The organism is Dietzia sp. Cai40, assembly GCF_014145165.1.
In the GTDB taxonomy this organism is placed as follows: domain Bacteria; phylum Actinomycetota; class Actinomycetes; order Mycobacteriales; family Mycobacteriaceae; genus Dietzia; species Dietzia natronolimnaea.
In genome coordinates, this window is record NZ_JAALEB010000249.1 from 1 (window position 1) to 4,870 (window position 4,870).

Genomic DNA, 4,870 nt, shown 5'->3' on the forward strand with positions numbered 1-4,870 from the left:
GCCCGCCGGGTGCGAGGTGAAACCCCGCGTGATGGTCACGTCGCGGAGGTCGCCGTCCGCGCGTCCGTCTGCTCTGCCGTCAGTAGATGAGGTCACGCCCGCCGATACTAGCGGCCGGCACCCGGAGACAGGGCCTCGGACACCGGGCCCCGGAACCCGACGCTCAGACCTCGAGCCTGAGATCAGGCTCCGCCAACAGGACCTCGCCGTCGAACTGCGCGGCGGCCTCGGCGCGCACGGCCTCGCGGTCCGTCCACGGGGGGATGTGGGTCAGCACCAGACGGCCCACCCCGGCCAGTCGGGCGGTCCGGCCGGCCTCGGCACCGGACATGTGGATCCCCGGCGGGCGGCCCTCCTCGTGGGTCCACGAGGCCTCGCAGAGGAACACGTGGGCGCCGGCCGCGAGTTCGACCAGCGAGTCGCAGTAGGCGGTGTCACCGCTGTAGGCCAGGACGCGACCGGACTCCGACGTCAGGCGCATCCCGTAGGACTCCGGCGGGTGATCCACCCGGTCGGCCCGCACGCGCAGGCCCACCTCGCCGTCGTCGCCCGTCATCTCCACGTCGGGCGTGACATCCCACGACCCCACCTCGAAGGTGTCCGACAGATCGTCCACCGCCCCCGGTTCCTCCGCCGAGGCGACCCCGATCCGGTACGCGGTCCCGGACGGCCCGATGAGCGGCACCCGGACCGCGCGCTCGGCCTCCGGACCGTAGCGCCGCAACACCAGCAGGCCCGGGACGTCCAGGCAGTGATCGGCGTGGAGATGGGACAACAGGATCGTGGCGTCCTCCGGCGCGATGTACCGCTGCAGAGCCCCCAACACCCCCGGCCCCATGTCGATCACGACCGGGGCGACCCCCTCGACCTCCACCAGATACCCGGACGCCGGCGAGGTGGGTCCGCCGATACTCCCCGAGCAACCCAGGACAGTCAGAAACATGGGCACCATCGTGCCACGGCCGGCGCGAGGTCGCCCGGAGTGTGCCCCGGCGGGCGACCGGGAACCGGTCCGCGGGGAGGGATCACACCGCACCCGCGAGGCCGACCGACACGAGACCGGGTCCGAGGAACCGGGACGCCACCCTTCGGAAGCTGTCCGGGTCACCGGTCACGAGGTACTCCCGCGTCGCCGGATCCGCCGCGTCGTGGGGGCGCAGCAGGTCCGCGGCGGTGAGCACGCGCAGCACGTCCTTGGCGGTCTCCTCGGCGCTGGAGACCAGCGTGACGTGATCGCCCACCGCGAGCTGGACCACCCCGGACAGCAGGGGGTAGTGGGTGCACCCCAGGACCAGGGTGTCCACGTCCGCGTCCCGGATCGGCGCGAGGTACGCCTCCGCCAGACCCAGGACCTGCCGACCGCTGGTGATCCCGCGCTCCACGAACTCGACGAACTTCGGGCACGCCACCGAGGTCAGGTGGACCCCGGCCGCCGCGGCCACGGCGTCGTCGTAGGCCAGCGACGCGACCGTGGCGCGCGTGGCGATCACCCCGATGCGGCCCGAGCGCGTGGTGGCCACCGCCCGCCTGGCCGCCGGCTGGATCACCTCCACCACCGGTACCGGGTAGCGCTCGCGCGCGTCCCGCAGCATCGCCGCCGAGGCGGTGTTGCACGCGATCACCAGAGCCTTGACCCCGCGGTCGACAAGGGAGTCCGCGACCGCCAGGGCGTGCTCGCGCACCCGGGCCAGGGGCAGCGGCCCGTACGGACCGTTGGCCGTGTCCCCCACGTAGATCAGCGACTCGTCGGGGAGCTGGTCCATGATCGCCCGGGCCACGGTGAGTCCACCCGCCCCCGAGTCGAACACCCCGACCGGGGCCAGTGGATCGGGAGACGTCACCTCGGCGAACCGGCGTTCCGCCGCTGCCCGGCGGTGACCGCCTGTGGCGTCCGGTCGCGTTTGAGTCCGTACGCCGAGAGGACCCCGCCGATGGCCCCGCCGAGGTGACCCTGCCAGGACACGCCGTCCAGCATCGGGGACAGTCCCGCGAGCGCCTCGAACCCGTAGTAGAAGCCGATCACCAGACCCACGACCAGGTGCAGGAACCGGCGGGAGAACAGACCCCGGACGATCACGTAGAAGATGTAGCCGAACACGATGCCGGACGCCCCGATGTGGACGGTCCCGGTGCCGCCCAGGACCCACGACACGACACCCGAGGCCAGCCACGAGATGAGCGTGACGCTGATCAGGGGCCGGATCCCGGACATCGCGATGATCGATCCCAGGACGAGCAGGGCGATCGAGTTGCCGATCAGGTGCGCCCAGTCCCCGTGGAGGAAGGGTTGGAAGATGATGCCGGGGAGCCCGTCGGTCGAGAGCGGACGCACCCCGTAGCCGTCGAGTCCCTGCGGGGGCCCGATGGTGGCCTGGATGACCTGGTCGGCCGCCTCGACCACCCACATCAGTGCGACAAAGGCGAAGAGCAGGATCAGTGCCGGCCAGCGGCGCGGCCCCTGAGGGACGGGCCGGGCGGTCTGGACGCCCCCCGCCCGGAACGTGCGTGGATCTGGATTCACCGTGTTCTCCTCACTTCCCGGTCAGAGCGGTGCACAGGGAGTCCTGCATGAAGGTCAACCAGTGGTAGACGTCCAGGTGCGCCGACCTCGGGTCGTCCTCCGCGACGAACTCGGGGATGTCGGTGGCCGGGACGCCGTCCACCGCCCCGGCCTCGAGCAGCAACGCGCCCAGGCCGAGCCTGACGTCGTTGAGACACCCCATCCAGGCCTGTGCCTGCTCGGGGCTGAGCGAGACCGTCCCCCCACGCGCCGGGAGGGACCTCAGGACCGTCGACGCCGCGGCGAGCTTGACGTCGATGATCTCCGGCTCGTGGATCATGCGCATGCCCGAGTTGTGTGCGCGGGCCACCGCGGCGGCGTCCGCGTCCGATCCCCCACCCGGCTCGGGCCGGTGGAAGTCGGGGAGCAGGCGGGCGAGCGGGGCCTCGACGGGGAGCTCGGAGTGGCCGCTGCGCATCCCGGTGATCTCGGCCAACTCGTCCCTCGGCGCGGAGTCGCGCCGCTGCTCGAGCATGTCGACGATGTTGGACACCAGGGCGTGGAGGATCTGCACCTCGTGACCCTCCATGACCGCCTTGACCCGGGGGCCGGTGAGGGAGGACTTGCGCTGCCAGGCCTTCACGGGCTCAGACCTCCCGCTGCATGGTGGCCCACAGTCCGGCCTCCTGCAGCTTCCGGACGTCGTTCTCCACCTTGTCCCGGCTCCCGGACGAGACCACCGCGCGGCCGTCGTTGTGGACCTTGAGCATGAGCTCGTGCGCCTTCTCCCTGCTGTAGCCGAAGACCCGCTGGAACACGAAGGTCACGTAGCTCATCAGGTTGACCGGGTCGTCCCACACCACGGTGAGCCAGGGACTGTCCACCCCGGCGTCGAGCTCGGTGTCCGTGGCTTCCACGGGCGCGGCCGACGGCATCGCCATCACGGGGACGACGCTCCGGTCGTCCGCGATCTGTGTGGTCACGGTGTGCATACGGCCAAGGATACGGATTACCGCCGGGTCGGCCACGCCGTAGAGTCAGCCGGGTGACCGCGACCGCGCCAACGCGCGCCCCTCACCCGCCGGGCCGTCCGTCCAGCGCACTGCTCACGGACAAGTACGAGCTCACGATGATCCGGGCCGCACTGGCCGACGGGACCGCCGACCGCCCCTGTGTGTTCGAGGTGTTCGCCCGACGGCTCCCGGCGGGTCGCCGATACGGCGTCGTCGGCGGCACGGGCCGACTCCTGGAGCGGCTCCGGGACTTCCGCTTCGGTGAGGAGGAGCTCGCGGTGGTGGCCGACTCCCTCGACGAGCGGACCCTCGGGTGGTTGCGGGATTTCCGGTTCACCGGCCACATCGACGGGTACCCCGAGGGCGAACTGTTCTTCCCGGGATCCCCGGTGCTGAGCATCCGGGGCGGGTTCGCCGAGTGCGTGCTGCTCGAGACCCTGGTCCTGTCCGTGCTCAACCACGACAGCGCGATCGCCTCCGCCGCCGCGCGCATGACCGCGGCGGCCGACGGCCGACCGATCATCGAGATGGGGTCGCGCCGCACCCACGAGGAGGCCGCGGTGGCGGCGGCCCGCGCGGCGTACCTCACGGGGTTCGCGTCCACCTCCAACGTCGAGGCGACCCGGCGGCACGGGGTCCCCTCCGCCGGCACGTCCGCGCACGCGTTCACCCTGCTGCACACCGGACCGGACGGCCCGGACGAGGCGTCCGCCTTCCGATCCCAGGTGGCCACCCTCGGTGTGGACACCACCCTGCTGGTGGACACGTACGACATCACCCGCGGCGTGGCCACGGCGATCGAGGTGGCCGGGCCCGGGCTGGGGGGCGTCCGGATCGACTCGGGCGACCTCGGGATGCTCGCCCGCCAGGTCCGTGTCCAGCTGGACTCCCTGGGCGCCCACCGGACCCGGATCGTGGTCTCCGGAGATCTCGACGAGTACGCGATCGCGGCCCTGCGGGCCGAACCCGTCGACGCGTACGGGGTGGGAACCCGGCTGGTGACCGGCTCCGGCGCCCCCACCGCCGGGATGGTCTACAAGCTCGTCGAGGTGGACGGCATACCGGTGGCCAAGCGGTCCGCACACAAGGAGTCCCTGCCGGGTGCCAAGCGCGCGGTCCGGCTGCACCGGCGTTCGGGCACCGCGGTCGAGGAGGTGCTCCTGCCGTGGGCGGGTTCCCTGCCGGCCGACCCGGGTCTGGAGCAGCGGGACCTGATGGTCCCCCTCATGCGCGACGGCGACACCGCGGCCGACCTGCCGACCCTGGCCGAGTCGCGGGCGCTCCACGAGTCCGCGATGGTGACCCTGCCGTGGGAGGGTCTGGCCCTGAGCGAGGGCGAGCCGGCGGTCCCCGTGCG

6 protein-coding genes and 1 pseudogene are annotated in these 4,870 nt (G+C 72.2%); 1 reads left to right on the forward strand and 6 read right to left on the reverse strand.

All coding sequences use genetic code 11. The features are described 5' to 3' along the window. The 6 genes and pseudogenes from rph to clpS all read right to left on the reverse strand — a co-directional run. A pseudogene (gene rph / locus G6022_RS16865) lies at positions 1-96 on the reverse strand (ribonuclease PH); the annotation flags it as partial. Between the two features lie 67 nt (positions 97-163). After that, positions 164-943, reverse strand: coding sequence for an MBL fold metallo-hydrolase (locus G6022_RS10235; protein WP_182609463.1), 780 nt, complete (start codon positions 941-943; stop codon positions 164-166). A gap of 82 nt (positions 944-1,025) precedes the next feature. Further along, the gene (gene murI / locus G6022_RS10240; RefSeq protein WP_179524845.1) at positions 1,026-1,841 is read right to left on the reverse strand and encodes a glutamate racemase; all 816 of its coding nucleotides are present in this window, start codon (positions 1,839-1,841) and stop codon (positions 1,026-1,028) included. Beyond that, on the reverse strand, positions 1,838-2,521 hold the full coding sequence (locus G6022_RS10245) for a rhomboid family intramembrane serine protease (RefSeq protein WP_179524844.1): 684 nt from the start codon (positions 2,519-2,521) through the stop codon (positions 1,838-1,840). Before G6022_RS10245 ends, murI begins: the two co-directional genes overlap by 4 nt. Positions 2,522-2,531: 10 nt before the next feature. After that, positions 2,532-3,143: a DUF2017 domain-containing protein gene (locus G6022_RS10250; RefSeq protein WP_179524843.1), complete on the reverse strand. Its 612-nt coding sequence runs from the start codon at positions 3,141-3,143 to the stop codon at positions 2,532-2,534. Positions 3,144-3,147: 4 nt separating this feature from the next. Then, positions 3,148-3,435, reverse strand: a complete 288-nt coding sequence (clpS, locus tag G6022_RS10255; protein ID WP_241730494.1) for an ATP-dependent Clp protease adapter ClpS — start codon at positions 3,433-3,435, stop codon at positions 3,148-3,150. Between the two features lie 194 nt (positions 3,436-3,629). Between clpS and G6022_RS10260 the strand changes: the two genes are divergently transcribed. Further along, positions 3,630-4,870: nicotinate phosphoribosyltransferase (locus tag G6022_RS10260; protein ID WP_241731145.1), on the forward strand; the 1,241-nt coding region annotated here is incomplete at its 3' end.

What these genes read in the sequence shown, in the direction of transcription:
- G6022_RS10235 (WP_182609463.1), bottom strand. Translation starts at nt 943, where the DNA reads ATGTTTCTGACTGTCCTGGGTTGCTCGGGGAGTATCGGCGGACCCACC.
- clpS (WP_241730494.1), bottom strand. Translation starts at nt 3,435, where the DNA reads ATGCCGTCGGCCGCGCCCGTGGAAGCCACGGACACCGAGCTCGACGCC.